This is a genomic window from Rhizobium sp. PRIMUS64, assembly GCF_023006465.1.
In the GTDB taxonomy this organism is placed as follows: domain Bacteria; phylum Pseudomonadota; class Alphaproteobacteria; order Rhizobiales; family Rhizobiaceae; genus Rhizobium; species Rhizobium leguminosarum.
This window is the reverse complement of record NZ_JALBGX010000001.1, coordinates 191,433-216,878: the sequence shown is the minus strand read 5'-3', so window position 1 is coordinate 216,878 and position 25,446 is coordinate 191,433. Positions and strand designations below refer to the sequence as shown.

Sequence of the window (25,446 nt, the reverse complement as noted above, 5' to 3'; positions counted from 1 at the left end):
GGAGATCAGCTCTTGGGCGGTTCGGTACCGAACCACTTCTTGTAGATGGTGGTATAGGTGCCATCGGCCTTCAGCTTGGCCAGCGAGGCGTTGACCTTTGCGACAAGTTCGCTGCCCTTGGGGAACGCCATGCCGTACTGCTGTGCCATCATCTGGGCACCGACGGTCTTCACTTTACCCTGGCCATTGGTCTTGATGTAATAGAGCACGTTCGGCGTGTCGTGCATCGCGGCGTCGGCGCGGCCTGTTGCAACTTCGAGATAGGCGTTGTCGCTGTTCGGAAACAGGCGCAGTTCTGAATCCTTGAAGTTCTCCTTGGCGTAATCGGTGGCGGAAGTTCCCGTCTTCACGGCAAGCGTCTTGCCCTTGAGATCTTCCGGTCCCTTGATAGCGCTGTCCGTCGGAACCATCAGCAGGAAGCCGCTGTCATAGTAGCCGTCGGAGAAATCGATGACCTTCTTGCGTTCGTCCTTGATCGTGATGCCGGCGAGACCGACATCGACCTGTTTCGTCTGAAGGGCGGGAATGATGCCGTTGAAGTCCATCGGCTGCAGTGTGTAGGTGACGCCAATGTCCTTAGCGACAGCATCCCAGAGGTCGATGTCGAAGCCGACATACTTGTCGCCTTCCTTGAACTCGAACGGTACGAATGCCGTATCGGTGGCAACGACCAGATCGGCGGCGCGTGCCGGCAGTGAGAACGCGATTGTCGCTGCAACAGCGGCTCCAAGTAGGTATCCAAATCTCAGTTTCATGTGAGTTCCCCTTTTTTGGGCAAATGCATTCGGCGTTTGCCTTTGATCGACGTACGCAAATATAGACTGCATTATTAATGCTGTCGCATTCAAAATTTGCACTGCCGTGTCGAGAGGGTGTGAGGAATGACCAAAAGCAAGGCGCCGCTTGCCAACAACGGAAACATCCGATCCCCGACGCCCAAAGACGGTCACGGCGGTAGATCTCTGAGATTCCAAGCGGTTAGCATGTGCAGGAAATCTTGAAGTAAAAAACACGGCCTTCCGGGCGCGCACATAAAATGGCCAAGACGATCAAAAATGATCCAGATAGATCATATATTTTATTCACGAAACGAATGGATCACAAATTATTACAATGTCGCTTAACCCGGGCCATGGGCGCAAATGCTGGTCTGAAACGCCTCGCAAAACCGTTTCGAGCGCACGACAGAAAAAGCCGGCCTCTGTCGAGGTCGGCTTCGGTCAAGAATGCAGGAAAAACCGATCGCTTGTTTATGCGATTGCCAAGCCATCCGGGAGGACTACGCCAGGCCGGCAACCGCCATATCGATCGCGTCGCCGAGACGCTCAACGATCGTGTCGATATCCCGGTCCGTGACGATAAAGGGCGGTGCCAACAGAACGTGATCGCCCGTTTTCCCGTCGATCGTGCCGCCCATCGGATAAACCATCAGGCCTCGGGCCATCGCTTCCCTTTTAATGCGAACGTTCAGTTTTGCCGATGGATCGAACGGCGTTTTGGTGGACCGATCCCTGACAAGTTCAACGCCTCGGAACAATCCTCGTCCGCGGATGTCGCCGACATGGTTGTGGTTGCCGAGACGTTCGATCAGTCGGGTTTCAAGGTGATCTCCCATGGCGACCACATTGGCCAGAAGGTTTTCGTTGCGGATGACGTTTTGAACGGCGAGGCCGGCGGCGGCAGCCATCGGGTGGCCCATATAGGTGTGACCATGCTGGAAGAAACCGGACCCATTGGCGAAGGCGTCGAAGATCCTGCCCGAAAGAAGCACGGCTCCAACAGGTTGATAACCGCCGCCCAATCCCTTGGCGATAGTCATGAGATCGGGGACGACACCATCCTGTTCGCAGGCGTGAAGCGTGCCCGTCCGGCCCATCCCGCACATGACCTCGTCGAGGATAAGCAGGACGCCATACCTGTCGCAGATCGCACGAATCTTCTCGAGATAATCGGCAACCGGTGGCACTGCGCCAGACGTGGCGCCCACGACGGTCTCCGCCACGAAAGCGATGACCTGATCTTCGCCAAGTTCGAGAATCTTGTCCTCAAGCTGCTGAGCGGACCGCGCGGCGAAGGCTTCATCGGCTTCGCCTTCTTGCCGCAGCCGATAGGCGTAGCAGGGATCGATATGGTGTGTTTCGATCAGAAGAGGCCGAAACTGCGAACGCCGCCACTCGTTGCCTCCCGTCGCAAGCGCTCCCAGCGTGTTTCCGTGATAGCTCTGACGACGGGCGATGATGTGCCGGCGCCGCGGTTCGCCCATCTCGACAAAATACTGGCGTGCCATCTTCAACGCTGCCTCGACCGCTTCCGAGCCACCGCTGACGAGATAGACATGATCAAGGCCCTGCGGCGCGTCTTCGACCAACCGGTCAGCGAGCCGCTCGGCGACGTCGGTCGTGAAAAAACCGGTGTGCGCATAGGCCATAGTGTCGAGCTGTTCGTGCAATGCGGCAAGGACTGCGGGATGCGCATGGCCGAGGCACGAGACGGCCGCTCCTCCCGACGCATCGATATAACCTTTTCCATCGGCATCGAAAATTTCGATACCTTGGCCGCGCACCGCGACGGGAAGTTTCGAATGGATCGCACGATGCAGAATATGGGTCATGACCGTTTTTTCGGGTTCCGTGGTTTGAGATGAGTTTTGAACGAAGCAAACAGTTCATCGGACCGTCTGAGCGCTTCGACCGCTTTCTCGCCTGCGTTTCCTGCGATGAGAGTCCCAAGGACTTCGGCAACGGCGAAGGCCGGCGACATCGTATGGAAGAAGGACGCACTATCGGTAGCGACGAGCACGGCGACGGTAGCGAACTGGGCGAGAGGCGCTACTTCGCTGTCGGTCACGGCAACGACAGGAACGCCCTTTTGGTGGGCGTATTCGGCGATTTCGATGGTCGCGCGGGTATAGGGCAGAACGCTGGCAACGAGGAGCACGTCATCGATGCGCGCGTTCCCGATGGCGTCCGCGCCGGTTCCGCCCAGACCGTCCAGCATGACGGACTTCTCGCCGATCAGCGACATCATGTAATGCAACTGCCATGTGACTGAATGGCTCGACCGAAGTCCCAGGCAGTAGACCCGTCTTGCCGCAGCCAGCAGCGTGGCCGCTTCAACGATCCGGTTCAAGGATTGTGGCTCCGCCAACTGGGCGACCTGGGTGCTGATCGAGGCGAGCATGTCTGCGGCGAGCGCATGGTCGCCCTTGAGCTTCTGGCTGGCGACCTGAGCCCCGGCCTTTCCGGCAAAACCGGGCTCCTTGCCACGCACCGCCTCGGCATACATCGCACGGATCGCGTCGTATCCGTCGAGGCCGAGATGTTTTGCCAGGCGGGTCATGGTCGCAGGCTGGACACCGGCATGCTTCGATTGCTCCCGCATGGAAAGGAGGGCGACATCGCGGGGATGGTCCAGGATGTAGCGCGAAGCCGTCTGCAATTGCGCGGACATGCTGTCAAACGTGTCAATGATGGCTTGGCGAAGAGGTGCTTGATCCATGTCTGACTTATAATCCCCTTGCAGGCAATTGCAACATATGTTTCACAAAAGTATACTATGATCCGTATGGATCAAGGCGAGGAGCGCTTTCATGAGTATTGAGACTGGTTTGAAGTCCGTCGCAATAGCGGTTGCTCCGAACGGAGGCCGCAAGACCAAGCTGGAACATCCGAACCTTCCTTTGACAGCAACGGAGCTTGCCGAGACCGCCGTTCGATGCAAAGAGGCGGGCGCCGCGATGATTCATGTCCACGTTCGCAAGAATGATGGCAGCCATCTTCTCGATGCGGACGCATACCGGAAGGCGATGTCGGCTATCCGGTCACGCGTCGGTGATGACCTCGTCGTGCAGATCACCAGTGAGGCACTCGGAGCTTATACGCCGGCCGAGCAGATCGCAGTCGTCAAGGAGACATGCCCGGAAGCGGTGTCACTCGCGCTACGGGAACTTGTCCCGGACACCTCGTTCGAAGCTGCCTTCGCCGATCTCCTGGCCTGGATGGCGCGGGAGGGTGTACTCCCCCAGATCATACTCTACGATCCCTCCGAGGCTGTAGTGCTTGCGGACATGCAGACGCGCGGCCTCATACCCTGGCGCACCATTTCCGTGCTCTTTGTGCTTGGGCGATACACGGCAGAACAGACATCGCAGCCGACCGATCTCCTGCCATTTCTGGCGACCGGCATTCCACGTTTCGAGCATTGGAGTGTTTGTGCATTCGGCCGTCATGAAGCAGCCTGCGTTTCAGCGGGCGCGCTGTTTGGAGGAAATGTGCGGGTGGGTTTTGAGAACAATACCCGGCTTCCCAATGGAGCGGCTGCATCCGGCAACGAAGATCTTGTCATCGCTGTGTCTCAGACAGTTCAGAGCTTAAATTACAAACTGGAAAGCGGCGTCGATCTCAGGCAGCGATTGATTAAACTAGCAAGTTAGCCAATGCGCCGGCGGTTCCAGCATTTGCAGAAAAGGCTACGGCAGGAATGGCGGATTGCTCACAAAGCGGTGGCATCGGATCGAAAGCCTGGCAGGTCACCCTTTCTCCTATGGCGTACCGCTGAATTACGGGGTCTGCGTTTCGTATCCCATCAAGGCGATCGTCCTGCCTCTTGTCGCAAGACATTATGGGCGGCAGCGATATTCTCATATCCCGCTGCATCTTGTAGGGTCGGCATCTGCAGACCTACGGGAAAGTTCAGCGATGAAGAAGACCTTCAATCCGGCGTCGGTACGCCGGCCTTTTGGAAATTACAATCACGGCCTGCTCGTGCCGCCCGGCGCATCGCTCCTGGTCACGTCGGGCCAGCTTGGTATCGGTCTCGATGATGCTGTTCCGAGCGACATCACTGCTCAGGCGGAACTCTGCTTCGAGGCGATCAAGGCGATTCTGCAGGAGGCAGAGATGAGTTTTGCCGATGTGATCCGCATTTCGGGCTTCGTCACCCGCCGTGAGGATTTCCCGGCCTATATGGCTGTCCGGGATCGCTATACGCTCGATCCGAAGCCGGTTTCCACCTTGCTCGTCATCGGCGGTTTTACGCGCCCTGAGTTCCTCGTCGAGGTCGAGGTGACGGCCGCGAAAATCTTGTAGAGCATTTCCGTTTTTTCTTCGAAGCACCGAGATGCTCTACCTCTTTGTTTTCACGCAATTCCCGGCAAGAGCGCTTCGCGCTTTGCCTGGCAAAACCGCGGCACACTTTTGCTCGAATTGCTCTAGAATCGCTCCATCGCGTCTCCGACGCGGGTGAGGAATTTTGCCCGCGTCTCTGGCGTGCAATTGTTCATATCGTAATGGGCGAGGAACGTCACCGGCCTCACCGGATTGATCTGCGCCCTCAGCACGCGCTTGACGATTTTCTTCGGCGGGTTGCCGGCGGCGAAGGCGCGGAAGGGCGTTGCCCCGTAAGTCAGGACGGCTGCGAGCTTGCGGATGTGGCGCAGCCGCGATTCTACCTTGCCGTTGACCAATTGGAAGGAAACACCCGGTAGCCACACACGGTCGAAATATCCCTTCAGGATAGCCGGAAAGCCGAAGTTCCAGATCGGGGTGCAGATCACCAGCCCCTCGGCCGCTTTGAGCCGGTCGACATGGGGCGCCACCAGCTTCAGATTTTCTGGATAGTCGTGATAGACGAGCCGGTCGTGGCGCGAGAGCACCGGATCGAACTGCTCTTCATAGAGGTCGCAGGCGTCCACCATATGCCCGGCCTTCTCAAGGCTCTCGACGGTCTGCCGGTAAAGCGCCTTGCCGTAACTTTCCTCGACCGGGTGAGAGTGGAGGACGAGAACCCTCATGAAGCCTCCATCAGGGCCGCCAGGCCGGGGAAGAGATAGTTCTTGCCGGCGTTGAAATCGAAATCAGGATTTTCCCACGCAATCATCTTGCCGGGATTGAGCAGGCCCTTCGGATCGGTTTCCTGCTTGAAGGCAAGCTGAACAGCGTCGGTGCGCTTCATGCCGCCTTCTTCAAGCGTATAGCGGTGCGGGTTGAAGATCGGGCATCCATTGTCCTGGTGGATCTTGATGATCTCTTCCAGCCGCTCTTCGGTGGTATAGCGGACCAACGGCAGGCCGGAGCACTGGATCTGGCCGTCAAACTTGATGAATTCGAGATGCCCTGGCACTTCGTCACCGAAAATTTCGACCATCTTCCGCACCTTGGCGACATGGTCCGGGCCTGGATATTGCACCTGCAGATAGGTGAAGCTCGGGTCGACCTTCAGCGCACGCAATGTCGTGTGGTTCCAGGCAAGCTCATAGGCATGCGGAATGCCGCGCATGCTTTCCACTTTGTCGGAGCGGAACATGATCTCGCCCTTCTGCGCCGCCGTGAAGGCAAGAAAGGCATCCATGGAGTGCGGCGCAATCATCAGCACGACGATCGACTGGCCCTGACGGATGTAAGGCTTGTGGCGGGTGAAATAATCGAAAGGAATGGGAGCGGCGATCGGCGCGATCTCCTTGACGAGGATGCCGTTGCATTTCGCCAGCGCGTCGGAGAAGCGCACCGCTTCCATGAAGTCGTCATAGCCGACGAGCACATCGACCCAGTCATAGGCAGGTGCGAGCGGCATCTCAATCTCGGTGATGATGCCGTTCGTGCCGTAGGCATGGCTCACTTTCTGGAGATCCCAGCCGGTGAGATCGAGGACGCGCGGTTCGGCCTCCATGGTGACGACGCGCAGCCGCAGGATGTTGCCGAGGTCGCGCAAGCCGCCCCAGGTGATCGAGCCGACGCCGCCAGAACCGCCGGCGATGAAGCCGCCGACCGTCGCCGTCTGGGCGGTGGAGGGGTGGAAACGCAGCTCTTGGCCGGAATGGGCCTTGGTCTGCTTGTCGAGTTGGGCAAGCACGATGCCCGGTTCGCAGATGACGCGGCCGGGATGGATCTCCTTGATCTTGTCCATGGCTGCAAGATTGAGAACGATGCCGCCGGAAAGTGGCATGGCCTGGCCGTAATTGCCGGTGCCGGCGCCGCGCGGCGTGACCGGCACGCCATGGGCAAAGGCGACCTTCAGCGTCCGGATGACCTCTTCCTCGGTCTTCGGTGTGACGACGATATCGGCCGTCACATTGTCGAGCTGGGCTTTGAGTACAGGCGAATACCAATAGAAATCCCGGCTCTTCTGGCGAACCAGCGCCGGATTGTCCTCAACGGCGATGCCTTCGAGTTCCTTTTTGATCTTCTGATAATCGGCCATGTCAGGCTCCAACGACGTTATCGAGTTCACGGTAATCCGGCAGGCTGCGGTCGATCACCTTGCCGCGGCGAAGCACGACGCGGTCAGACTGCGGACGGGACAGGAATTCACTCCAGCGCCGCGCGCTGAAGAGCACGAGATCGGCCGGATCGCCGGCGGCGATACGGCCCTTGTCCGACCGTCCGACGATGGCGGCGGGCGAGGTGGTGACGACGCGGGCGGCAGTATCGAGCGGATGGTCGAGATGCAGAATCCTCACGGCCTCGCGGAAGACCTCCACTGGATCGAGATCGCCATAAGCATAGAAGGGGTCACGCGTATTGTCGGATGCGACCGCGGTCGCGACACCGGCAGCGGCCAGCTCCTTGAACAGCGTGACGCCGCGCCAGCGCGGGGTGCGGCCGGGATAGCGATCCTGTAGATACATGTTGCACATCGGCAGTGCGATGACCGCGATACCTGCCTTGGCGACCAACGCGACGGTGCGCGCGGCGGTGTCTTCGTCCTGGCGGGCGAGCGAGCAGCAATGGCCGGCGGTCACCTTGCCCTCGAACCCGTTGCGCAGCACGGCCTCGGCGATTGCCTTCAGTGTCTCGGCGCCGCGATCATCCGTCTCGTCCACATGCAGATCGACATCCAGGCCATGCTCCGCGGCAGTCCTGAAGAGCGTGTCGAGCTGCCAGACAAGCTCCGGCCCCATCCTGGTGACGCCGCCAAGCAGGCCGCCGGTCTGCCGGATGACCGTGACGAGATCGGCAAAGAAGGTGCTGTCTGCCATGGCATCCAGCGGGAAGAGGGCGACCGCCTGCAGCGCGATCCTGTCCTTCCAGGCATCCCGGATTTCGTCAAAAACTTCGAAGGAGATGCGATGCTGGGGCGCAAGCGAATCCAGGTGCGTGCGGATCAGGCTGGTCCCATGGGCATAGGCGGAGCGGAGCGAGAATTCCATGCGCCGTTTGACGTCCGCGGCCGACCAGTTGGCTTCCCGGTCGGCCCTGACGGCATCGAGCGCGCCCATGAAGCTGCCGTCGGGATTGGCCTGGCGTGGCCAGATATGGCCTTTGTCGAGATGAGTATGGATATCGGCAAAACACGGCCAGACCATGCCGTCCTTGAGATCGATCCTGGCATAATCGGCGGGTGCGGCGCCGGCCGGCCGGATGGCTGCAATCATGCCGTCGCTGATGACGATATCGACCGTGGCCAGTCCCTCGGTGATTGGCACGTCGACATGCTCGAGGGTGACGACGGGCACTGTCGCATTGCTCAGCACGAAGCGGGCCGCATTTGGCGGGGATATGAAAGAATAAGTCATCAGTTTTCCCGTTTGATGCTGCTTTCATGCCAGCGGTGAAGGCTCAGCCAGGCAATGAGGGTGGTGAGGCCGAAGATCGCTACCCCAAGCATGGAGAGCATCAACAGCGCTGCGAAGAGGCGCGGGATGTTCATCCGGTACTGCGCTTCGAGCAGGCGGAAGGCGAGGCCGGAGCCGGCACCGGCCGAGCCTGCAGCAAATTCAGCGACGACGGCGGCGATCAGCGCGAGCCCGCCGCCGATGCGAAGACCGGTCATGAAATAGGGCTGGGCGGCCGGGATCTTCAGATGGATCAGCGTCTGCCAGCGCGAGGCGCCATAGAGCTCGAAGAGGTTGATGAGGTTATGGTCGACGCTCTTCAGGCCCTGCACCATGTTCGACAGGATCGGGAAGAATGCGACGAGGAAGGCGCAGATGAGGAGCGCGACCTGCGTGGAGGGAGCGTAGATCAGGATCAGCGGCGAGATCGCCACGATCGGCGTTACCTGCAGGATGACGGCAAGGGGATAGAAGGCAAGCTCGACCCAGCGCGATTGCACCAGGAAGATCGCAAAGCCGACGCCGCCGACAAGCGCCAGCATCAGCGACATGAAGGTGATCTTGGTGGTGACCCAGAGGGCAGGGGCGAGCGTACCCCAATCCGTCACGAAGGCATTTGCCACAGCGGCCGGTCCTGGCAGGATATAGGGCGGCACGCCCGACAGTTTCACATAGGCGTACCAGACGAGGATCAACAGAGCGATGACGAGGAAGGGGATTGCGATGCGCAGCGCAAGATCGCGGCGCCTTGCGCTTGCGGTACCCTTAACGAGCAGCGGCGATGTGTCTGTTTCATCACTCATCAATGATCCCCTGCCGAATTGATCGCCCCGATCAGCGAATGCGATACCGTTTCGCAGGCCTTGCGGTATTCTTCCGAGGTGCGGTAGTGCGCGTCGCGTTCGAGGCTGGTGATCAGCGGGACGTCGGCATGCACGCGCCCGGGCCTTGCCTTCATCACGACGATGCGGTTCGAGAGATAGGCGGACTCGAAGACCGAATGCGTCACGAAAATCACCGTAATGCCGGTCGCCTTCCACAGCCGCAGCACGTCGTCGTTGAGTTTCTGGCGGGTGATCTCATCGAGCGCGGCGAAAGGCTCGTCCATCAGCAGCAGCTTCGGCTTCGTCACCAGCGCACGGGCGATCGAGACGCGCATCTTCATGCCGCCGGAAAGTTCGCGCGGATAGGCCTTGGCAAAATCCTGAAGGCCGACAGTGGTCAGCACTTCCATGATCTGATCATGCGCGGCTGCCTTCGAAACGCGCCTCAACCTCAGCGGCAGATGGACGTTGTCGAACACGTTCTTCCAGGGCATCAACGTCGGCTCCTGGAAGACAAAGCCGATATCGCCCTCCGGCAGACCTCTGGAATTGATGCGCGAACTCGGCCAGTCGATCGTTCCCGAGGTGACATCGCCGAGACCGGCTATGATGCGCAGCGCCGTCGACTTGCCGCAGCCGGAAGGGCCGAGCAGGCTGACAAACTCGCCGCTTTCGACCGTGAGCGACATGTTCGAAAGAGCGACAGTGCCGCTGGAAAAGACCTTCGAGACCGACTGCATGACAACAAGCGGCCGCTTGCGCGTCTCTTTCGGGGATACCGCCTGGATGTCTGCTGGGAGCATTGCTGTCTCGTTCATGCGGGAGGATACGGCCCGCCACGTCCTCAATGGCGGACCAGGGGAGAGCCGTCGGTCGGCCTACTTCTTCAGTGCCACACCGGTGCTCTTGCAGACGAACTTCGTCGTAAACGCTTTGGTGTAATCCGTCTCCGGCTTGAAGACCTTGATCGCCACCATCTCGTTGAAGAACGTCTTGTAGTGCGCATCGGTGATGCAGCCGATGCCCTTGTCGAGGCTGTCGCCGGATTCGATGATGCCGTATTCCTTCATCTTGGCGATCGAGTAGGCGAGCTGGCCATCCGTCATTTCAGGATTATCCTTCTTGATCAGCTCGTTCGCCTTGCTGTTGTCGCCATGGAGGTAGTTGTACCAGCCCTCGATCGAGGCATCGACGAAGCGCTGCACGACATCGGACTTGCTGTCGATCATCGCCTGTGTTGTCGTGATCATCGTCGAATAGGGCGAGTAGCCGTTGTCGGCGAGCAGGAAGACCTTCGGCTCGAAGCCTGCCTGCTTCTGGATCTCGTAAGGTTCGGAGGTCAGGTACCCCTGCTGGGCAGAGTCCTTGTCTGCGAGGAAGGGGGCGGGACTGAAGTTATAGGGCTTGTACTGCTCGTCCTTGAAACCTTTGAAGTTTGCCTTCATCCATTCGAAATAGGTGAGGTAGCCGTCCTTGCTGAGGAACAGCGTTTTCAGCTTGGCGAGGTCCTCGAACTTGTCGACGCCATTGTCCGGATGGGCGATCAGCACCTGCGGATCCTTTTGGAAGATCGCGGCGACATCGACCAGCGGAATGCCCTGTTCGACGGCGGATATTTCGCCCTGAGGGCCGCCCATGTAGAAATCGAGCTTGCCGGATATCAGCAGCGCGCTGTTTGCAGCATTCGGGCCGCCCTGGACGATGGTGACGTCGAGGCCGTATTTTGCATAGGTGCCGTCGGCAACGGCTTGGTAGAAGCCGCCATGTTCCGCCTGGGCAAGCCAGTTCGTCCCGTAGCTCACCTTGTCGAGGGCAAGCGCCGGCGAGGCGGCGGCAAGCATCGAAGCGAGGCCGAGGCAGCTCAGGAATTGCGTCTTCATCAGTGCTTTCAACATGGTCGGCAGTTCCCCTTTTGTGGTCGAGGGACGCCTTGCTCGGCTCCCTTTTGAGGGAATTTGAGCCATTGCCATGCGCTTTGAAAAGCATCAAAATTCGTGCGCATTGATGCCTTTTCGGCATCTCTGGGAAAGCTGAAGATAATTTGTGCGTCCTGCGCAAAATTTATGCATTGGAGAGATCATGTTGCACTCCAGACGCCTTCTTTACATCAATGAGATCGCCCGTTGCGGTTCGATCCGCAAGGCGGCCGCGCGCCTCAACGTGGCGTCTTCGGCGGTCAACAGGCAGATTTTGGCGCTGGAGGAGGAGATCGGGGCGCCGCTTTTCGAGCGGCTGCCGCGTGGCCTGCGGCTGACGGCGGCTGGCGAACTCTGTATCGAGCATATCCGGGACGTGCTGAAGAATTACGAGCGCCTCGAGGGGCGCATCCGCAGCCTCAAGATGCAGCAGGCGGGAAAGGTGCGCATGGTGACGACCGTTGGGCTTGCCGCCGGGCCTCTGCCCGAAATCATCGCGCGCTTTCTTTCAGAACATCCGCGCGTCTTCGTCCAGCTGCGCAACGATACCGGCGGCACGACGGCCAGCCCCGTTGTATCAGGCGAAGTGGATATCGGTCTCGGCTTCAACATCCCCGCCACGCCGGGCATCCGCACGCTTGGAAATTTCGATATCCCGATCGGTGTCGTGCTGCCGCCGGGGCATCACCTGATCGGTCCCGGACCGATCAACCTCGCCGATGTCACCCAGGAAAAACTGGTTCTGGCGCAGCCGGGCACCAGCCTGCGCGAGGTGATCAACCTTGCTTTTGCGCGCCTGCCCATCTCGGTCGAGCCGGTGCTGGAAACCAATGCATCGGAGATGCTGAAACAGCTCGTCAAATGCGGCACGGGGCTGACGCTGCTCAATCCGCTCGACGTCATCACCGAATGCCGGCGCGGTGAACTGGTCTTCCGGCCGATCGCCGAGCCGCATGCGCGTTACCAGCAGATGAAGCTGTTTGCCCGCGCCCGCGCGCCCCTCGACGCGGCCACCAGCCTTTTCGTCGAATATCTGCTCGCCGAACTGCTCGGCCTGGTGCAGGAATTGCAGGCCAAGGGTCATATCCCACCGGATGTGAAACCCGCGGCTGAGCCTATTTCACATAGAGATTCGAAAGCGGATAGGCCTTGAGATCCTGGAGCAGCTCGACAAACCCCTTGACCTGATGGCGGCAGATCGCCTCGCCCTTTTCGGCTTTGGCGATCGAGGCATCGCCGACAACGCCGAAGGGATTGAGGTCATGCGCGATCCAGGCCAGCGAATGCGGCGGCAGAGGCTGAAGAAATTTGGATTGCTCCCGCATCCCTTCGGCCTTCGAGGTAAAATTTTGGGCCTTGTCCATGCGCACCAGTTCGGGGCGGAAGTGCAGCATCAACGACGTCTCGACATCGCCGCCGTGGATGCCGTATTTGCTCTCGTGATCGCTGACCATACCTTCCGGATGACCGAAACGGCCCCATTGGGTGGAGACCACCGCCATTTGATGGCGCACGCGCAGTTCGCGCGCGACGATGCTCATGATGTCGACATTGCCGCCGTGGGAATTGACGATCACCATCTTCCGCAGCCCGGCTTCGGCAACCTTCGCACCAATCGCCGTCCAGACGGGGATGAGCAGCTCGGCACTGAGCGACAGCGTGCCGGGGCCGTAGATGTGTTCGTTGGCCTTGCCGATCTCCTGTGTCGGAAGGACCAGGATATCCAGATCCTCCGGCCGCTGCCTCTTCAGCTCCGCCAGCATGCCGGTCGCGATGGCGACATCCGTTGCGATCGGCAGATGCGGGCCGTGCTGTTCCGTCGAGGCGATAGGCAGAACGGCAATCGTGGTCTCGGGGGAGAGGCCGGCAAAATCGTATGTATTGAGCTCGTTCCAGTAAAACGGCGTAGCCATGCGGTCTTCCCTTTTCGTCACCTGCTTCGATAGGGAGTAGGGAATAAAGATAAGCCGGAAAAGCATCATTTTTTGCGCATGGCGCTGCTTTTTTTCGTACGCATCAGCGGGCGTTACTCCTCCGGCGTAGGCATGGTCGGCAACCGCATCGACGAGACGCTGCGCCGACGCTTCCGCATCCAAGGCAACTTCATTGAATATGTGGCTCGCAGCCTCGACGTCGATACGCCAGACGATATCGTGGCCGCCGGTGGCGCAATGAAGAACTAACTCGCGGGATGGCAGCGAGATGGTTCGCCCTATCTGATGACCGTTGCATTCGATCTGGAAGCACCACGCCTAGAGCGCCGCGCGTCTTTCAGACGCGTTAAGGGCGCTCTATCTCTTTGAATTTGCGCATAATCCTCTCCGAAATTCGGTTCCGATTTTCGGGGTTATGCGCTAGAGCCTCATCTGGCCGCCATGCTCGCGACCAGATCGCTGAACCTCTCGCCCTGAATGCCGACATGACCCCGCAGCAGCCGGCGGGCCTCATCTCCATCTCCGGCAAAGATCGCATCGACGATGGCGCAATGTTCCAAGAAGGACGTCGACAGGCGGTTGCGCACACGTAGTTGGAGGCGGCGATAAGGCCGCAGGCGTCGATGCAATTGCAGACATTGCTGCTCAAGGAAATCGCTTCGGCCGGCGGCGTAGATGGCCTTATGGAACTCCTCATTGTCGTAATAATAGGCATCACTGTCACCGGCAGCGGCTGATTGCTCACAGCGGCCGTGGGTGGCCGTGATCGCTTCTCGAGAGGTCTTGTCCAGCCGCCGTGCGGCGAGCGACCCGGCCAGGCCCTCCAGTTCCGCCATAACTTCGAACATCTCATAGACGCGGTGCGGCCCCGGATCGATGACAACAGCACCTCTGCGCGGTCGAATTTCGATGAGACCAATGGCATCGAGCTGCATCAGCGCCTCGCGCACCGGCGTGCGGGAGACCCCGAAACGCGTCGCAAGCACCGTTTCGTCGAGCCGCTCACCGGGAGAGAACTCGTTGGAAAGAATTGAATTTTCAATCTCATCCCGAAGCCATCGGCCGACATTCTCGGACATTCGTTTCACTTTCCTCATACACAAATGCTATTCTTGTATACACGATTGTTGACCTCGTGTACGAAGAGTGGCATTCTACATACTACCGGTGAAACCCGAGGATGGGAAGCAGCCGTCAAAAAGGTCCGCACCTGGCTGGCCGGCGGAAGAGAGGAGAAATGGCATGTCTGAGGCTTCCTTCTTCACCGACATGCTGCAGAGCATCACGGATCGCGGACGCCAGCTCCTGTTTTCCGGCGCGCGCGCCACGCAGGTCGCAGCCAAGGTCGATCTCCAGACACTCTGTGAAATGCTGCTGTCGAGCCGGGGCGAGGCCTCGGGCATGGCGCTTGCCGCCGAGATACTCGATCGCTGGGGCGCGCTCGAGAGCGAGGGCGCGCAGAAATTCCTCCTTATGCTGCATGAAAAGTTCGGGCCTGACACAACCAAGCTCGACCAAGCGATTGATAAATACCGCGCTGACAAAAGCTCTGCCGCGATCATTGCTCTCCACCAGGCAGCCGAGCCGCGGCGACAGGAGCTTCTGCGCCGATTGAATCACGCGCCGAACGGCACCGCCAAGCTCGTCCGGATGCGCCAGCAGCTGCTTGCTTCCAAAGATCAATCCGCAGGTTATCACGCGCTTGACGCCGACTTCACGCATCTGTTCGGCTCCTGGTTCAATCGCGGCTTCTTGACGCTGCGGCCCATCGACTGGATGACGCCGGCTTACATCCTGGAAAAGATCATCAAATACGAGGCGGTGCACGAGATCGCCGGCTGGGAGGAATTGCGTCGGCGATTGGCGCCGGCCGACCGCCGTTGCTTTGCCTTTTTCCACCCCCGACTAGCCGACGAGCCGCTGGTGTTCGTCGAGGTGGCGCTCACACGATCGGTGCCCCGCGCGATCGGGGATGTGCTCGACGAGGGCAGGGAGCAGATCAACGCCGACGAGGCGACGACGGCCGTCTTCTATTCGATCTCCAACTGCCAGGATGGCTTGCGTGGGATCTCGTTCGGCAACTTCCTGATCAAACAGGTCGTTGAAGATCTGCGCCGAGACCTGCCCGGCCTGAAGAACTTCGTCACGCTATCGCCCGTTCCAGGCTTTGCCCGCTGGCTTGCCAAGGCGCGCCCGGAAACGCTGACGGCGCTGGACGATCCGAACTGGCCCGACGACAAGAAGACGGCGACCGAAGTGGAGCGCGTGCTGCTGCCTCTTGCGGCGCGCTATTTCCTGGTCGAACGGACGCCGGAGGGCCGCCCCGTCGATCCGGTCGCCCGCTTCCATCTCGGCAACGGCGCTCGACTTGAAAGACTGAATTTTCTTGGCGACCGCTCGGCAAAGGCGATGCAGCAGGCACACGGCCTGATGGTCAACTATCTCTACAAGCTCGACGACATCGTGGCCAACCACGAGGCTCTGGCGCAGCGCGGCGAAGTGATTGCCTCGCCTGCTGTCAAAAGCCTGCTCAACCAGAACGACGAAAGCCGCAGCGGCGGCAATGGCCAGCAAGGCTCCCGGCCATTCGCACAGATAGTGAACTCAACGCTTGGAGGAGGGCGAAAGTGAGCAACCATCTTTTCGACGCCATGCGGGCCGCCGCGCCCGGTAACGCACCATTCATCCGGATCGATAACACGCGCACATGGACCTATGACGACGCCGTCGCTCTTTCCGGCCGCATTGCCGGCGCGATGGACACGCTCGGCATTCGCCCCGGCGACCGCGTTGCGGTGCAGGTCGAGAAAAGTGCCGAGGCATTGATCCTCTATCTCGCCTGTCTTCGAAGCGGCGCCGTCTACCTGCCGCTCAACACCGCCTATACGCTGGCTGAGCTCGATTATTTTATCGGCGATGCGGAGCCGCGTTTGGTGGTTGTCGCATCGTCGGCTCGGGCGGGCGTGGAGACAATCGCCAAGCCCCGCGGTGCGATCGTCGAAACTCTCGACGCTGATGGCAGCGGCTCGTTGCTGGATCTCGCCCGCGATGAGCCGGCTGACTTTGTCGATGCCTCGCGCTCCGCCGATGATCTGGCTGCGATCCTCTACACCTCGGGAACGACGGGACGCTCCAAGGGGGCGATGCTCACGCATGGGAACCTGCTCTCGAACGCCCTGACCTTGCGAGATTTTTGGCGCGTCACCGCCGGCGATCGACTGATCCATGCCTTGCCTATCTTCCACACGCATGGGCTGTTCGTCGCCACTAACGTCACACTGCTCGCCGGCGCCTCGATGTTCCTGCTGTCGAAGTTCGACCCGGAGGAGATCCTGTCGCTGATGCCGCAGGCAACGATGCTGATGGGCGTGCCGACCTTCTACGTGCGCCTCCTGCAAAGCCCGCGCCTCGACAAGCAAGCAGTCGCCAACATCCGCCTCTTCATTTCCGGTTCGGCTCCACTGCTTGCAGAAACACATACCGAGTTCCAGGCACGTACCGGTCACGCCATTCTCGAGCGCTACGGCATGACGGAAACCAATATGAACACGTCCAACCCTTATGAGGGGAAACGGATTGCCGGAACGGTCGGCTTCCCGCTGCCTGATGTGACGGTGCGCGTCACCGATCCCGCCACCGGGCTCGCGCTGCCGCCTGAAGAAACAGGCATGATCGAGATCAAGGGGCCGAACGTTTTCAAGGGCTATTGGCGCATGCCCGAAAAAACCGCGGCCGAATTCACCGCCGACGGTTTCTTCATCAGCGGCGATCTCGGCAAGATCGACCGGGACGGTTATGTCCACATCGTCGGCCGCGGCAAGGATCTGGTGATTTCCGGTGGATACAACATCTATCCGAAAGAGGTGGAGGGCGAGATCGACCAGATCGAGGGTGTGGTTGAGAGCGCTGTGATCGGCGTGCCGCATCCCGATTTCGGAGAAGGCGTGACCGCCGTCGTCGTGCGCAAACCCGGCGCTGTCCTCGATGAAAAGGCCATCGTCAGCGCCCTCCAGGACCGGCTCGCGCGCTACAAACAACCCAAGCGCATCATCTTTGCCGAAGACTTGCCGCGCAACACGATGGGCAAGGTTCAGAAAAACATCCTGCGGCAGCAATACGCCGATCTTTACACCAGGACGTAAGAGGACCGCGCCCTCTGGGAGGAGGGTGCGTCGACATCCCGCATCAATCTTGAAAACAGCAACTGCGACGCGGAGGCGTCGGAGGGAGGGGAATCATGGGTATTGAATTACTGTCCATAGGCCTGCTGATCGCCATGTTCATCATTGCGACGATCCAGCCAATCAACATGGGTGCGCTCGCTTTTGCCGGCGCCTTCGTGCTCGGCTCCATGATCATCGGGATGAAAACCAACGATATATTTGCCGGCTTTCCGAGTGATCTGTTCCTGACGCTCGTCGCCGTCACCTACCTCTTCGCCATAGCGCAGATCAACGGCACGATCGACTGGCTCGTCGAATGTGCCGTCCGCCTGGTGCGCGGGCGGATCGGCTTGATTCCCTGGGTGATGTTCCTGGTCGCCGCCATCATTACTGGCTTCGGCGCACTTGGGCCTGCTGCAGTCGCCATTCTCGCACCCGTCGCGTTGAGCTTTGCAGTGCAGTACCGCATTCATCCGGTGATGATGGGTCTGATGGTGATCCACGGCGCGCAGGCAGGCGGCTTCTCGCCGATCAGCATCTATGGCGGAATCACCAACCAGATCGTTGCGAAGGCCGGCCTGCCTTTCGCTCCGACCTCGCTGTTTCTTTCCAGCTTCTTCTTTAACCTGGCGATCGCGGTGCTGGTCTTCTTCGTGTTCGGTGGCGCGAGGGTGATGAAGCACGATCCCGCATCACTTGGCCCCTTGCCCGAACTCCATCCCGAGGGCGTATCGGCGTCGATCAGGGGCCACGGCGGCACGCCTGCAAAACCGATCAGAGAGCATGCCTATGGTACGGCGGCCGATACCGCGACGACGTTGCGTCTGAACAATGAGAGAATTACCACCTTGATCGGCCTGACGGCGCTCGGCATCGGCGCCCTGGTTTTCAAGTTCAATGTTGGCCTCGTCGCCATGACCGTCGCCGTCGTCCTCGCGCTGCTGTCACCGAAGACCCAGAAGGCCGCAATCGACAAGGTCAGTTGGTCGACCGTGCTGCTGATTGCCGGCATCATCACCTATGTCGGCGTCATGGAGAAGGCCGGTACGGTCGACTACGTGGCGAATGGCATATCCAGTCTCGGCATGCCGCTACTGGTGGCGCTTCTGCTTTGCTTTACGGGCGCCATCGTCTCGGCCTTTGCTTCCTCGACCGCGCTGCTCGGCGCGATCATCCCGCTTGCCGTTCCGTTCCTCCTGCAAGGGCACATCAGCGCCATCGGTGTGGTCGCGGCGATCGCCATCTCGACGACGATCGTCGACACCAGCCCATTCTCCACCAACGGCGCCCTTGTCGTCGCCAATGCGCCGGACGACAGCCGTGAGCAGGTGTTGCGACAGCTACTGATCTACAGCGCCTTGATCGCTATCATCGGTCCGATCGTTGCCTGGTTGGTGTTCGTCGTGCCCGGGCTGGTTTGACGACGGGCTGCTCCCAGCGAAAAGTGTGCCGAGCCCTGTTCGGCACACTTGGAGACCGTGGATGTCCCGATCACGGAAACGGGGAAAAACGTTTTCAAGGGAGAGCGATCCGGCGTGAAGCGGGGGGCCAGCTCTTGCCAACTAGAAGGACGTCTTATCATTCGGCGCCTTAGCGCAGTTTCTCAACGGCGACGGCAAGACACGCCTTGAACGCCGTGAGATCCGTATAGAGCGCATCCCGCGCCGCGTCTCCGATGATGAGGACGCCACCGCGCCGCTCAATCCCGGCGTGCAGCATCAGATTGTCGGCCAGCCCGAAATCCTCGATCGCAATTCCATTCGGGTCCCGCAGTCGACCTTCAGCATCATAGGCGACGGCCCCGCCATAAAGATCGCTCACCCGCCCGCTGTGATCGCGGGCCACATTCGTATAGGCGAACACAGGCTTACCGCTTGCGCACATAAAGCCGAGTTCGAAGGCCGTCCCTGTATCCGCGGCAATGCCACGAAAGGGCGTCAGATTGGCGATGATCGCGTCAGCCTCAATCATCATCTTCTCGTCCACCGCGTTTATCGCAGCCGCCCGCTCTCGCTTCGAGTTCGTGTGCGGGATTTCCAGATCGCCGGGCGAGAGGGGGATAAGTCCCGCCTCACGGGCAAGTCCCGCCTTGCGGTCGAGCATTTCACGGGCGTTGGGAAGGAAGACCTCCGGACCGGCGAGATAAACTTTTTTTGTCATAGAATCGCACCTAAAAGGGATGGGCTTGGCATCAAAATACCTCCCTCGCTCTACAGCGAAGTAGGATCACAATCCAGTGGGCGAAACCACCCATGCCGCAGCGCGTATCTGCACGCGTAGAGATCACGCCGCCGTGCTGCAGATTGTAAGTGCAGCATAGGCAACGCGGTGCCATCGCCACGTCAGGCCTGCTCGTGCTCGATGTCAATGTTGGCGGCGCGGCCCCGCTCGACGTCAACACGGTGCGCAATGAACTGCCCGCGGCGACTGAGCGGGGAATCAAACACCTCATTCCTGTCTGCGTAGGCTCCCCAACATAGCCTTGAACCCCGCGACCGCCCGCCTCGAAACGGCCTCCGGATTCTCCGCATTGGCGATCCACAGCGCCATATGGCTGCTGGCGCCATTGATGAGGCGAGCGGCGGTTTCGGTGTCGATGTCGATGATCTCGCCATCGGCCTTGAGACGGTCGAGGCTGCGAGAGAGGGCGGCGATACAGCCGGGGGTGTTCTGCCATTGCGAGATATCGCCGAGTACGGCAGGGCCATCGCGAAACATGATGCGCTGGATTTCGGGCTCAAGCGCCATTTCGATATAAGCGGAGCACTCATCGACAAAGCCCTGCCAGCGCGTGGGAGCGGCGGCCGAGACCTCATTCAGCCGTTCAGTCATTTCCGCGTCGATTTCCATGATGACGGCCTGGAGCAGGCCCCTCTTGTCACCGAAATGGTGATAGAGGGCCCCGCGCGTCAGTCCCGCTTCGCCGGTGAAATCGTCCATCGAAGCTTCCGCGTAGCCGATCGTGCCAAAGGCACGCCGCCCGGCTGCGATAAGTTTGCCGCGGGTCTCTGCGATCATCTCCTGGCGCGGTTTGCGCATGGCTACTCCATTGACATACGCCGCGTATCTTTTTCATTGACATACGGGACGTATGCATTATCTAGACACATACGCTTCGTATATAAGTGTTCTATCCGATAGCTGGAAGGATCGTCCCATGTCAAATCCGTATAAACAAATATTCGCGGCACCTGGGGCCAAGGGCTTCTCCGCAGCCGGCTTTTTCGCACGCCTTCCCATCGCCATGGCGCCGATCGGCATCGTCGCCATGCTCTCCCAGGCACATGGCGAATATTGGCTGGCAGGCGCCGTGTCGGCGACCTATGCGCTCACCAATGCGGTGATCTCGCCGCAGATTTCGCGAGCGGTCGATCGGCTGGGCCAGACGGCAGTCGTCGTTCCCAGCACCATCGTGTCAGTACTGGCGTTCATCGCGCTGATCGCCGCTGCCAACCAGAATTGGCCGGTGTGGACGCTGTTCGCCTCGGCCTTCCCCGCGGCGGCCATGCCAAGCATCCCGGCGCTGATGCGGGCGCGCTGGACGGAACTCTTTCGCAACAAGCCCGAGCTCAACACGGCCTTCGCGTTCGAAAGTGCCGCGGACGAACTGGTCTATATCGCCGGCGCCTCGCTGTCCGTCGGGCTTGCGGTCGCCCTATTCCCGGAAGCCGGCATGATGGTGAGTACAGCTTTTCTAGCGCTAGGGACGGCCGCCTTCATCGTGCAGCGCGGCACCGAGCCGAAGGTGCGGCATGTCGCCGGCGCAGCTTCGGTCGGCTCCGCGATCCGCCAGCGTCCAGTGCAGATCATCACGCTCGCGCTGATCTTCGTCGGCGCGATCTTCGCAACCGCTGAGGTGAGTGTTGTCGCCATCACCAAGGAGCTTGGTCAGCCGAATGCGGCAAGCCTGGTCATCGGTGTCTATGCCCTCGGTTCCTTCCTAGTGGGTTTGACCCTCGGCGCGCTTAATCTGCGCATCCCCTTGCATCGTCAGTTGCTGATCGCTGTTGCGATCCTCGCACTGACCTCGTTGCCGCTTCTCGTCGCCGGCAGCTCGGTAATGCTGCTTGCTGTCGCCGTCTTCGTCAGCGGCATCGCGATCTCGCCGACCTTTATAACTGCCTTCGGACTGATTGAGCGTCGCGTACCGGAATCGGTGCTGACGGAGGGCGTCACCTGGGTCATGACCGGCATCGGCATCGGTATGGCGCTTGGTGCCTTCGTCTCGGGCTGGGTCGTCGACAGCTACGGTCCCCAGAGCGGATTCTGGGTGTCTGCGGCGGCCGGGGCCGCGACCGTCCTTATCATTGCGCTTGGTCAGCGTACCCTGTCGGGAGAGTGCACCGACGGGGAAGATTGCGCGATGCTGGAACCGGCGCAGTAGCAGGGCGGGCGGTAGACAGGAACGAAGCAGGAGGGTTCACCGGCCAACGGTTCGAGACCGTTCAAGGCGGAAGGCAGTGGGTTAAGCCGCTTTTCGGGAGAACTCCCGAGCTAAGTCGAGAAATGCTCTGACGCCAGCCGATAGATTTCGGCGTCCAGGATAGTAGAGGCATAGGCCTGGATAGGGCGGCGTCCAATCTTCCAGAACACGAACAACGCGCCCCGCCTCTATCTCCGAGAGTATGTCTTGTTCAAAGAGGTAGCCCACGCCGGCGCTTTCGAGCACGGCAGTCCGCGTAAGGCTGGCCTCATCGAGTGCGATTGGCCCCCGTACATCTATCTGCACCGGCTCGCCGTCTTTTTCGAACCGCCATCGAAATAAGGAGCCGTCAGGCAGCCGCACGCGGATGCATCTGTGATTGAGAAGATCCGGAGGCACTATGGGCCTTCCGTGCTTCTTGAAATACTCAGGAGACCCGACGACAGCGTGTCGCTGAGGCAGCCCGAGCGAAACGGCAATCATGTCGGTGGGAACGAGGCCTTCAACCCTGACGCCCAGATCGAACCCGTCCTTGACGATATCGACCATTTTCCCCTCGGTAACGATATCGACATTCATGTCCGGATAGCGGCGCAGGAACTCCAGCACGAGCGGTGAGATGATGGCGCGCGCCGCAAATGGCGCTGCGTTGATCCGTATTGTTCCGGAAGGAGTCTCGCGATGGGAGCGCACCAGATCCAGAGCAGCATGGAGCTCCTGAAGCGAGGGCGCGACCTGCTGCACAAACAACCGGCCGGCGTCCGTCAGCGAGACACTGCGGGTGGTGCGGTTGAACAACCGCACGCCAAGTCCCGCCTCGAGCCTGCTTATCGTGTGGCTCAACGCGGTCGTGGACATGCCGAGGTCAATGGCCGCTGCTCGAAAAGTCCCGCGCCTAGCAATTGCAATGGCCGCTTCAAGTTCCTTCAGGCTGGCTAGCTCCATTGTCCCGACCTGTTCATCATCGCATGCCGGTTTATCCCACTTATTTATGCAATGGTCGAGGGATAAGTATCGGTTAGGTTATGAGGAGAACACAATGGATATGCCCGGTATCATTAACACGTACTTTGAAGCAGACCGTCGCAATGACGCGAATGCGCTGCTGGACACCTTTGCGGTCGAAGCCTTCGTCGAAGACGAACGAGCGCGCCATCAAGGCGTCGCCGCAATCCGAGAATGGTGGGTGGCTGCGAAGAAGGCGGCTCAGTACGTTGCTGAACCTTTGGAATGCACGGTCGACTGTGACAAAGCGCTCATCCGAGCCAAGGTGAGCGGCCAGTTTCCCGGTAGCCCGGTGACCCTCACCTACGACTTTGCCATCAAACACGGCAAGATCGTCAGCCTGGAGATCCAATAATGACTGACTTTCTCAATTTGGAAGGCAAACGCGTCCTCATCACGGCTGGGACCAAAGGTGCCGGCGCTGCGACCGTCAGCCTGTTTCGGGAGCTCGGCGCAGAGGTGCTGACGACAGCGCGGGCCCGTCCGGAAAACCTACCGGAAGAACTGTTCGTCGAAGCAGATCTGACCACCGAGGAAGGCTGCGCAATCGTCGCAGGCGCCGTGCGTCAACGTCTCCGCGGCGTCGACGTCATCGTCCATATGCTAGGCGGCTCTTCAGCAGCCGGAGGTGGATTTTCTGCACTGTCGGACGACGACTGGCATAAGGAGCTGTCGCTCAATCTGTTTCCGGCTGTCCGACTGGATCGGCTGCTCGTTCCGGACATGGTCACCCGAGGAAACGGTGTGGTCGTGCACGTTACATCCATCCAGAGGGTCCTGCCGCTTCCGGAATCGACGACTGCCTATGCTGCAGCCAAGGCAGCACTTTCCACATACAGCAAGGCGATGTCGAAGGAAGTGTCGCCAAAAGGTGTCCGGGTCGTTCGGGTGTCGCCTGGCTGGATCGAAACGGAAGCCTCGGTCCGTCTTGCCGAGCGTCTGGCGAAGCAGGCGGGAACTGACCTTGAGGGCGGCAAAAAGATCATTATGGATGGGCTGGGCGGCATTCCGCTCGGTCGTCCGGCAAAACCGGACGAGGTCGCAAACCTGATTGCCTTCCTCGCCTCCGACCGCGCTGCGTCGATCACTGGTACTGAATATACGATCGATGGAGGGACAGTGCCAACAGCCTAGGCGCCGACATGCACGGCAACTCAGGTCGGCGCATCCCACCCGCCGATCTGGGAATAGATCGCGTTGCGGAGATGACGGACGTCGCGGTTCAGAGCGCCCAATTCCTGTGGCGTCTGGGTCGAGGCAGCAAGCAAGGTGTCGCTGAGACAACCAGCCTTGTGCTGCAATGCCCGGCCTTCGTCGGTCAACGCAATCAACACCTGGCGCTCGTTGTTCAGGTTTCTGGTCCTGTGCAGCAACCCGGATGTCTCAAGGCGCTTCAATAGCGGCGTCAGCGTGCTGGATTCCAGGGCAAGGGCGTTGGCAATGGCACCGACCGTCTGCCCATCTTCGCTCCACAACACATTGAGCACGAGGTACTGCGGGTACGTCAGGCCCAACTCGTCGAGAAGAGGTTTGTAGGCGCGCTGGATTGCAATTCCGGCAGTGTAAATCGCGTAGCACAGTTGGTCGTGCAGGGGGGGTGGGTCGTTATGGCGTTTGGTCATTCTGAACTCCTGTAGATCTCCATATACCCTATGCAATAGCAAAATTAAATATCGCGATAAGAATTATCTTGACGCCCAATCTGAAGTCTGCCAGCTTATATATATCGCAATAACAGTTATCGCCATTACCGAGGAGTCAGCCATGCCACGCAAGACCACGACCACCATAGCCGCAATTGCTACTGCAGCCTCACTGTCCGCCGCCGCATTGCCGGCGAACGCCGCGGACACCATCTCTCAAGGCCAATCCGTCAGAAATGTTGTGCTCGTCCACGGCGCCTTTGCGGACGGTTCTGGCTGGAAGGGTGTTTATGACAACCTCACCAAGCGGGGCTATCGCGTTACCATTGTCCAGAACCCCCTGACATCTCTCGAAGACGATGTCGCAGCCACCAAACGTGCGCTGGAACGGCAGGATGGTCCGGTCATTCTCGTTGGACATTCCTGGGGCGGCACGGTCATCACGGAAGCTGGCATTGATGCAAAGGTTGCAGGCCTCGTTTACGTCTCGGCTCTCTCTCCTGATGCAGGCGAGACGACGGCTCAACAATACGAAGGATTTGCTCCCGCATCGGAATTCGTCATCGAGACGACGAAGGATGGTTTTGGATATGTCAGCCCGGAAAAGTTCAAGGCTGGCTTTGCTCATGACGTCAGCGATGCTGATGTTGCGTTCATGAGAGACGCGCAAGTCCCGATCAACATGTCGGCGTTCGGCACGAAGCTCGAACATGCTGCCTGGCACACCAAGCCCAGCTGGGCTGTGATTGCTACCGAGGATAGGGCATTCGATCAGGCCATGCTGATCCACATGGCCGAACGCATCAAGGCGAAGATCACCAAGGTTTCGGCAAGCCACGCCCTGTTCATAACGCAGCCGAAGGTGGTCGCGGATACCATTGATCAGGCCGCCAAGGCCTTCTCGGCGAAGAAGTAATGACAGACGCAGTTTCATCTGGACAGCCGGCACTGTCCCGATGGTGAAGAGCAGCGCCCGTCGAACCGAGC

The 25,446-nt window shown here is 59.8% G+C and carries 26 protein-coding genes; 11 read left to right on the top strand and 15 right to left on the bottom strand.

Translation table 11 applies throughout. The annotated features are described in order from the left end of the window. Nucleotides 1-5: 5 nt before the first annotated feature. The 3 genes from glnH to MOV76_RS01005 all read right to left on the bottom strand — a co-directional run bounded on the left by glnH (nt 6) and on the right by MOV76_RS01005 (nt 3,498). Complete coding sequence (gene glnH, locus MOV76_RS01015) at nt 6-755, bottom strand: glutamine ABC transporter substrate-binding protein GlnH (protein ID WP_018245566.1); 750 nt, start codon at nt 753-755, stop codon at nt 6-8. A 524-nt stretch (nt 756-1,279) separates the two neighbouring features. Next, complete coding sequence (locus tag MOV76_RS01010) at nt 1,280-2,611, bottom strand: aspartate aminotransferase family protein (protein ID WP_018245567.1); 1,332 nt, start codon at nt 2,609-2,611, stop codon at nt 1,280-1,282. Continuing rightward, complete coding sequence (locus MOV76_RS01005) at nt 2,608-3,498, bottom strand: MurR/RpiR family transcriptional regulator (RefSeq protein ID WP_112906829.1); 891 nt, start codon at nt 3,496-3,498, stop codon at nt 2,608-2,610. The genes MOV76_RS01010 and MOV76_RS01005 overlap by 4 nt, the downstream gene beginning before the upstream one ends. Before the next feature lie 109 nt (nt 3,499-3,607). On the opposite strand from MOV76_RS01005, the gene MOV76_RS01000 reads away from it, so the two are divergent. Then, on the top strand, nt 3,608-4,432 hold the full coding sequence (locus tag MOV76_RS01000) for a 3-keto-5-aminohexanoate cleavage protein (RefSeq protein WP_408987975.1): 825 nt from the start codon (nt 3,608-3,610) through the stop codon (nt 4,430-4,432). A gap of 265 nt (nt 4,433-4,697) precedes the next feature. Then, nucleotides 4,698-5,087 carry a RidA family protein gene (locus tag MOV76_RS00995; protein WP_018245570.1) on the top strand — a complete coding sequence of 130 codons (390 nt, stop codon included), beginning with the start codon at nt 4,698-4,700 and terminating at the stop codon, nt 5,085-5,087. Between the two features lie 122 nt (nt 5,088-5,209). On the opposite strand, the gene MOV76_RS00990 is transcribed toward MOV76_RS00995, so the two are convergent. The 6 genes from MOV76_RS00990 to MOV76_RS00965 all read right to left on the bottom strand — a co-directional run bounded on the left by MOV76_RS00990 (nt 5,210) and on the right by MOV76_RS00965 (nt 11,270). Continuing rightward, nucleotides 5,210-5,791 (bottom strand): NAD(P)H-dependent oxidoreductase, encoded by a 582-nt coding sequence (locus tag MOV76_RS00990; protein WP_018245571.1) that lies wholly within the window; start codon nt 5,789-5,791, stop codon nt 5,210-5,212. Continuing rightward, the gene (locus MOV76_RS00985; RefSeq protein WP_018245572.1) at nt 5,788-7,197 is read right to left on the bottom strand and encodes an FAD-binding oxidoreductase; all 1,410 of its coding nucleotides are present in this window, start codon (nt 7,195-7,197) and stop codon (nt 5,788-5,790) included. Before MOV76_RS00985 ends, MOV76_RS00990 begins: the two co-directional genes overlap by 4 nt. A 1-nt stretch (nt 7,198) precedes the next feature. Next, nucleotides 7,199-8,512 carry a cytosine deaminase gene (locus tag MOV76_RS00980; RefSeq protein WP_018245573.1) on the bottom strand — a complete coding sequence of 438 codons (1,314 nt, stop codon included), beginning with the start codon at nt 8,510-8,512 and terminating at the stop codon, nt 7,199-7,201. Continuing rightward, nucleotides 8,512-9,354: an ABC transporter permease gene (locus MOV76_RS00975; protein ID WP_032981327.1), complete on the bottom strand. Its 843-nt coding sequence runs from the start codon at nt 9,352-9,354 to the stop codon at nt 8,512-8,514. Before MOV76_RS00975 ends, MOV76_RS00980 begins: the two co-directional genes overlap by 1 nt. Next, complete coding sequence (locus tag MOV76_RS00970) at nt 9,354-10,178, bottom strand: ABC transporter ATP-binding protein (protein WP_018245575.1); 825 nt, start codon at nt 10,176-10,178, stop codon at nt 9,354-9,356. Before MOV76_RS00970 ends, MOV76_RS00975 begins: the two co-directional genes overlap by 1 nt. Nucleotides 10,179-10,253: 75 nt before the next feature. Then, on the bottom strand, nt 10,254-11,270 hold the full coding sequence (locus tag MOV76_RS00965) for an ABC transporter substrate-binding protein (RefSeq protein WP_018245576.1): 1,017 nt from the start codon (nt 11,268-11,270) through the stop codon (nt 10,254-10,256). Between the two features lie 184 nt (nt 11,271-11,454). On the opposite strand from MOV76_RS00965, the gene MOV76_RS00960 reads away from it, so the two are divergent. After that, nucleotides 11,455-12,444, top strand: coding sequence for a LysR family transcriptional regulator (locus MOV76_RS00960; protein ID WP_003562367.1), 990 nt, complete (start codon nt 11,455-11,457; stop codon nt 12,442-12,444). On the opposite strand, the gene MOV76_RS00955 is transcribed toward MOV76_RS00960, so the two are convergent. Continuing rightward, nucleotides 12,407-13,273: a creatininase family protein gene (locus MOV76_RS00955; RefSeq protein ID WP_020572897.1), complete on the bottom strand. Its 867-nt coding sequence runs from the start codon at nt 13,271-13,273 to the stop codon at nt 12,407-12,409. The genes MOV76_RS00960 and MOV76_RS00955 overlap by 38 nt on opposite strands. 9 nt (nt 13,274-13,282) lie before the next feature. On the opposite strand from MOV76_RS00955, the gene MOV76_RS00950 reads away from it, so the two are divergent. Then, nucleotides 13,283-13,474, top strand: coding sequence for a hypothetical protein (locus MOV76_RS00950; protein WP_018245578.1), 192 nt, complete (start codon nt 13,283-13,285; stop codon nt 13,472-13,474). A gap of 179 nt (nt 13,475-13,653) precedes the next feature. Here MOV76_RS00950 and MOV76_RS00945 read toward each other — a convergent pair whose 3' ends face one another. Then, nucleotides 13,654-14,304, bottom strand: coding sequence for a GntR family transcriptional regulator (locus MOV76_RS00945; protein ID WP_026188687.1), 651 nt, complete (start codon nt 14,302-14,304; stop codon nt 13,654-13,656). Nucleotides 14,305-14,467: 163 nt separating this feature from the next. Between MOV76_RS00945 and MOV76_RS00940 the strand changes: the two genes are divergently transcribed. From MOV76_RS00940 to MOV76_RS00930, 3 genes are all read left to right on the top strand, one after another. Then, nucleotides 14,468-15,856, top strand: a complete 1,389-nt coding sequence (locus MOV76_RS00940; protein ID WP_247263594.1) for a malonyl-CoA decarboxylase — start codon at nt 14,468-14,470, stop codon at nt 15,854-15,856. Then, the gene (locus MOV76_RS00935) at nt 15,853-17,367 is read left to right on the top strand and encodes a malonyl-CoA synthase (RefSeq protein ID WP_018245581.1); all 1,515 of its coding nucleotides are present in this window, start codon (nt 15,853-15,855) and stop codon (nt 17,365-17,367) included. Before MOV76_RS00940 ends, MOV76_RS00935 begins: the two co-directional genes overlap by 4 nt. 95 nt (nt 17,368-17,462) lie before the next feature. Continuing rightward, nucleotides 17,463-18,809 carry an SLC13 family permease gene (locus MOV76_RS00930; protein WP_018245582.1) on the top strand — a complete coding sequence of 449 codons (1,347 nt, stop codon included), beginning with the start codon at nt 17,463-17,465 and terminating at the stop codon, nt 18,807-18,809. 169 nt (nt 18,810-18,978) lie between these two features. On the opposite strand, the gene MOV76_RS00925 is transcribed toward MOV76_RS00930, so the two are convergent. Then, nucleotides 18,979-19,548 carry a nucleoside 2-deoxyribosyltransferase gene (locus tag MOV76_RS00925; RefSeq protein ID WP_247263593.1) on the bottom strand — a complete coding sequence of 190 codons (570 nt, stop codon included), beginning with the start codon at nt 19,546-19,548 and terminating at the stop codon, nt 18,979-18,981. A gap of 288 nt (nt 19,549-19,836) precedes the next feature. Beyond that, entirely contained in the window at nt 19,837-20,427 is a 591-nt protein-coding gene (locus MOV76_RS00920) for a TetR/AcrR family transcriptional regulator (protein WP_247263592.1), read from the bottom strand. Nucleotides 20,428-20,545: 118 nt separating this feature from the next. Here MOV76_RS00920 and MOV76_RS00915 point away from each other — a divergent pair, with 118 nt between their 5' ends. Next, complete coding sequence (locus MOV76_RS00915) at nt 20,546-21,772, top strand: MFS transporter (RefSeq protein WP_247263591.1); 1,227 nt, start codon at nt 20,546-20,548, stop codon at nt 21,770-21,772. Nucleotides 21,773-21,853: 81 nt separating this feature from the next. Here the strand turns inward: MOV76_RS00915 and MOV76_RS00910 are convergent, their stop codons facing one another. Beyond that, a complete protein-coding gene (locus MOV76_RS00910; protein ID WP_018245586.1) occupies nt 21,854-22,756 on the bottom strand; it encodes a LysR family transcriptional regulator in 903 nt (300 codons plus the stop codon). 94 nt (nt 22,757-22,850) lie between these two features. Between MOV76_RS00910 and MOV76_RS00905 the strand changes: the two genes are divergently transcribed. Then, nucleotides 22,851-23,171, top strand: a complete 321-nt coding sequence (locus tag MOV76_RS00905; RefSeq protein ID WP_018245587.1) for a nuclear transport factor 2 family protein — start codon at nt 22,851-22,853, stop codon at nt 23,169-23,171. Beyond that, nucleotides 23,171-23,950 carry an SDR family oxidoreductase gene (locus MOV76_RS00900; RefSeq protein ID WP_018245588.1) on the top strand — a complete coding sequence of 260 codons (780 nt, stop codon included), beginning with the start codon at nt 23,171-23,173 and terminating at the stop codon, nt 23,948-23,950. Before MOV76_RS00905 ends, MOV76_RS00900 begins: the two co-directional genes overlap by 1 nt. A gap of 20 nt (nt 23,951-23,970) precedes the next feature. Here MOV76_RS00900 and MOV76_RS00895 read toward each other — a convergent pair whose 3' ends face one another. After that, entirely contained in the window at nt 23,971-24,438 is a 468-nt protein-coding gene (locus MOV76_RS00895) for a MarR family winged helix-turn-helix transcriptional regulator (protein WP_018245589.1), read from the bottom strand. 142 nt (nt 24,439-24,580) lie between these two features. On the opposite strand from MOV76_RS00895, the gene MOV76_RS00890 reads away from it, so the two are divergent. Beyond that, nucleotides 24,581-25,375, top strand: a complete 795-nt coding sequence (locus MOV76_RS00890; protein WP_247263625.1) for an alpha/beta fold hydrolase — start codon at nt 24,581-24,583, stop codon at nt 25,373-25,375. Nucleotides 25,376-25,446 lie beyond the last annotated feature (71 nt).

What these genes read in the sequence shown, in the direction of transcription:
- MOV76_RS00910 (WP_018245586.1), bottom strand. Translation starts at nt 22,756, where the DNA reads ATGGAGCTAGCCAGCCTGAAGGAACTTGAAGCGGCCATTGCAATTGCT.
- MOV76_RS00930 (WP_018245582.1), top strand. Translation starts at nt 17,463, where the DNA reads ATGGGTATTGAATTACTGTCCATAGGCCTGCTGATCGCCATGTTCATC.
- MOV76_RS00945 (WP_026188687.1), bottom strand. Translation starts at nt 14,304, where the DNA reads ATGTCCGAGAATGTCGGCCGATGGCTTCGGGATGAGATTGAAAATTCA.
- MOV76_RS00905 (WP_018245587.1), top strand. Translation starts at nt 22,851, where the DNA reads ATGGATATGCCCGGTATCATTAACACGTACTTTGAAGCAGACCGTCGC.
- MOV76_RS00950 (WP_018245578.1), top strand. Translation starts at nt 13,283, where the DNA reads ATGGCGCTGCTTTTTTTCGTACGCATCAGCGGGCGTTACTCCTCCGGC.
- MOV76_RS00955 (WP_020572897.1), bottom strand. Translation starts at nt 13,273, where the DNA reads ATGATGCTTTTCCGGCTTATCTTTATTCCCTACTCCCTATCGAAGCAG.
- MOV76_RS00890 (WP_247263625.1), top strand. Translation starts at nt 24,581, where the DNA reads ATGCCACGCAAGACCACGACCACCATAGCCGCAATTGCTACTGCAGCC.
- MOV76_RS00975 (WP_032981327.1), bottom strand. Translation starts at nt 9,354, where the DNA reads ATGAGTGATGAAACAGACACATCGCCGCTGCTCGTTAAGGGTACCGCA.
- MOV76_RS00920 (WP_247263592.1), bottom strand. Translation starts at nt 20,427, where the DNA reads ATGCGCAAACCGCGCCAGGAGATGATCGCAGAGACCCGCGGCAAACTT.
- MOV76_RS00970 (WP_018245575.1), bottom strand. Translation starts at nt 10,178, where the DNA reads ATGCTCCCAGCAGACATCCAGGCGGTATCCCCGAAAGAGACGCGCAAG.
- MOV76_RS00900 (WP_018245588.1), top strand. Translation starts at nt 23,171, where the DNA reads ATGACTGACTTTCTCAATTTGGAAGGCAAACGCGTCCTCATCACGGCT.
- MOV76_RS00915 (WP_247263591.1), top strand. Translation starts at nt 20,546, where the DNA reads ATGTCAAATCCGTATAAACAAATATTCGCGGCACCTGGGGCCAAGGGC.
- MOV76_RS01005 (WP_112906829.1), bottom strand. Translation starts at nt 3,498, where the DNA reads ATGGATCAAGCACCTCTTCGCCAAGCCATCATTGACACGTTTGACAGC.
- MOV76_RS00980 (WP_018245573.1), bottom strand. Translation starts at nt 8,512, where the DNA reads ATGACTTATTCTTTCATATCCCCGCCAAATGCGGCCCGCTTCGTGCTG.
- MOV76_RS01010 (WP_018245567.1), bottom strand. Translation starts at nt 2,611, where the DNA reads ATGACCCATATTCTGCATCGTGCGATCCATTCGAAACTTCCCGTCGCG.
- MOV76_RS00965 (WP_018245576.1), bottom strand. Translation starts at nt 11,270, where the DNA reads ATGTTGAAAGCACTGATGAAGACGCAATTCCTGAGCTGCCTCGGCCTC.
- MOV76_RS00990 (WP_018245571.1), bottom strand. Translation starts at nt 5,791, where the DNA reads ATGAGGGTTCTCGTCCTCCACTCTCACCCGGTCGAGGAAAGTTACGGC.
- MOV76_RS00960 (WP_003562367.1), top strand. Translation starts at nt 11,455, where the DNA reads ATGTTGCACTCCAGACGCCTTCTTTACATCAATGAGATCGCCCGTTGC.
- glnH (WP_018245566.1), bottom strand. Translation starts at nt 755, where the DNA reads ATGAAACTGAGATTTGGATACCTACTTGGAGCCGCTGTTGCAGCGACA.
- MOV76_RS00995 (WP_018245570.1), top strand. Translation starts at nt 4,698, where the DNA reads ATGAAGAAGACCTTCAATCCGGCGTCGGTACGCCGGCCTTTTGGAAAT.
- MOV76_RS00940 (WP_247263594.1), top strand. Translation starts at nt 14,468, where the DNA reads ATGTCTGAGGCTTCCTTCTTCACCGACATGCTGCAGAGCATCACGGAT.
- MOV76_RS00985 (WP_018245572.1), bottom strand. Translation starts at nt 7,197, where the DNA reads ATGGCCGATTATCAGAAGATCAAAAAGGAACTCGAAGGCATCGCCGTT.
- MOV76_RS00895 (WP_018245589.1), bottom strand. Translation starts at nt 24,438, where the DNA reads ATGACCAAACGCCATAACGACCCACCCCCCCTGCACGACCAACTGTGC.
- MOV76_RS00925 (WP_247263593.1), bottom strand. Translation starts at nt 19,548, where the DNA reads ATGACAAAAAAAGTTTATCTCGCCGGTCCGGAGGTCTTCCTTCCCAAC.